Origin of the sequence: Shigella sp. FJ200513 (assembly GCF_040495915.1) — a bacterium.
Lineage (GTDB): Bacteria > Pseudomonadota > Gammaproteobacteria > Enterobacterales > Enterobacteriaceae > ECMA0423.
On record NZ_JBDYCV010000206.1, the window covers coordinates 1 to 2400 of the forward strand.

3 protein-coding genes and 1 pseudogene are annotated in these 2400 nt (G+C 47.1%); 3 read left to right on the top strand and 1 reads right to left on the bottom strand.

Annotated features, from left to right (window positions below; all coding sequences use genetic code 11):
- The coding region (locus ABZJ92_RS21380; protein ID WP_171755398.1) for a lysis system i-spanin subunit Rz at nucleotides 1-147 on the top strand (147 nt) is incomplete at its 5' end.
- Nucleotides 148-235: 88 nt separating this feature from the next.
- Here ABZJ92_RS21380 and ABZJ92_RS21385 read toward each other — a convergent pair.
- On the bottom strand, nucleotides 236-748 hold the full coding sequence (locus tag ABZJ92_RS21385) for a DedA family protein (RefSeq protein ID WP_011069285.1): 513 nt from the start codon (nucleotides 746-748) through the stop codon (nucleotides 236-238).
- Nucleotides 749-942: 194 nt separating this feature from the next.
- Between ABZJ92_RS21385 and ABZJ92_RS21390 the strand changes: the two genes are divergently transcribed.
- Complete coding sequence (locus ABZJ92_RS21390; protein ID WP_001108106.1) at nucleotides 943-1707, top strand: hypothetical protein; 765 nt, start codon at nucleotides 943-945, stop codon at nucleotides 1705-1707.
- Nucleotides 1658-2326: pseudogene (locus ABZJ92_RS21395) on the top strand (PBSX family phage terminase large subunit); the annotation flags it as partial. The gene ABZJ92_RS21390 and the pseudogene ABZJ92_RS21395, both read left to right, overlap by 50 nt.
- Between the last annotated feature and the right edge of the window lie 74 nt (nucleotides 2327-2400).

Consider the following 2400-nt stretch of genomic DNA (forward strand, 5'->3'; position numbering starts at 1 on the left):
GCCTCCGGCATGGGCAATGATGCCACCGTCGAACTCTCTCCAGTTGCTGGACGAAACGTTCTCGGTATCCGGGACGGAATCATCAGCGACCAGACAGCATTGAGAATGCTTCAGGAGTACATCAGGATCCAATGCCTTGGGGGGTAGCGGTAATTTTACTCATTATCCTTCAAATCAGATTCTGTTGTCAGAGGAATGGGGGACGCTGGATTCGCAAGAGCTTTTTATGGGCAGTTTAGCTAAAAAAAGGCAACACGAAGCTAAAACTACCAACATAAAGTGCTGACCAGCTAGCAGCTGAAATCAGACTCACTGTATACACTTTCACTGGATGAAGTTGCAACATTCCTGCCACCAAAGGAGCAATGTAACGCAGCACGGCGATAAAGCGCGAAGTGAAAAGTATTGACACAGAGTTATTTTGCAACTGAAGGCGAACCCGTTCTATTGTATTGGAACGGCTCGATATTATACATGCAAGTTGAGGGATATGCCCAATTATTATACCAAGATGGTAATTAACGATAGTACCGCACCATGCGCCACTCATGACCGTGATTCCAGCTTCCCATGGTGAAAGAGTCGTCTTGCTGACTGTAATTACAGTGGCCATCATAATTGATGCTGGTGGCAATATCGCCGAAATGAGTAAAGTGGATTTTGTGAACGCTATTATAAAAAGAAGCCCCCATAGGCGATATGGATGAAGTACAAAATAGTTCATCAAAGCATTTATCCACTCCATCAATGTCTTTCCTTCTGTGAATTTTTCTTTGCTATTTAACCGTGATACGACTTAATTTAGGCTTAAACACCTTACATTTACAAGGTACTCCTGTGGGGGGCCCTGCCACGGAGCGTCGCAGGAGTGAGTGATGAGGAAGAATTAAAGCAACCTATTGTGACAGGCAGCGATAACAGTAAATCACAGGAAGCATAATCATGGCAAAACCGGACTGGGAGGCCATCGAATCGGCATACCGGGCCGGAGTCCTTAGCCTCCGTGATATAGGCGAGAAATACGGCGTTACAGAAGGGGCTATCAGGAAGAGGGCCAAAAAGCTTGATTGGGCACGCAGTGGCGGTACGCAGGTTTGCAAAAATGGTACGCAAAAAAGGAAAGTGCGTACCAGCAGAAAGCCTGCCATTACTGGCCTTACACAAAAAAGTACGCAACTAAAAACAGAATCTACACCGGATACGAAACCGATACGCGGAATGCGTACCGATCCCCCGACTAACCCATTCCAACCCGGTAACCAGCAGGCATTAAAACACGGTGGTTATGCCCGTCGCCTTCTGCTCAAAGATGAGGTGATAGAGGACGCTAAAGCGTTGACGCTCGAGGACGAATTATTTCGCCTTCGTGCTAACAACCTTGTCGCTGCAGAGAATATTGGTCGGTGGTTGGTGTCGCTGGAAGATGCTAATGGGGACCAGGAAAGGAAGATGCTGATTGAAAATATCAGCGCCGCCGAGAAAGCAATGATGCGCAATACAGTTCGTATTGAGTCCATCGTTGGCACGCTTGCGACGGTAGGAAAAATATTTGCTGATACAGCCTACCGCAAGGCCGCCACTGATAAGGTGTCTCTGGAGGCTGATCGTCTTCGCCGTGATGCAGGTATTGATGATGGCAATGGAGAGCGTGACCTCAATGACTTCTACTCTGACATCCAAACCGACGCTGAATCCGGCTTTACGTAGTTTCTGGACTATGCGGGCACGTAACAAAGTGCTTTATGGTGGTCGGTCATCGTCAAAATCATGGGATGCCGCTGGCATTGCCATATTTCTGTCGAATAAATACACCCTGCGTTTTTGTTGTGCCCGTCAGATCCAGAATAAAATCGAAGAGTCGGTGTATACCCTGCTCAAAATTCAGATAGACAGGTTTGGTCTGCGGCACCGTTTCCGTATTCTGAACAACAAAATCATTAACCGGGTTACTGGCTCGGAATTTGTTTTTTATGGATTATGGCGCAACATCGAAGAAATTAAGTCACTGGAGGGGATCGATATGTTGTGGTTGGAAGAAGCCCACGCACTGACGGAATACCAGTGGAAAATTCTGGAGCCAACGATCCGTAAAGAGGGTTCGGAATGCTGGTTCATATTCAACCCCGGACTTGTTACTGATTTCGTCTGGCGCAACTTCGTTGTTGATCCGCCCGAAGGCACTCTCATCCGCAAAATTAACTATGACGAAAATCCGTTTCTGTCTGACACCATGCTTAAGGTTATCGACGCGGCGCGACGCCGTGATCCGGATGGTTTTAAACATGTGTATGAGGGCGTTCCGGAGTCTGATGATGATGCGGCAATTAGACTGGCCCCCTGAATCTCCAGACAACCAGTATCACTTATTTAAGTGATAGTCTTAATACTAGTTTTTAGACT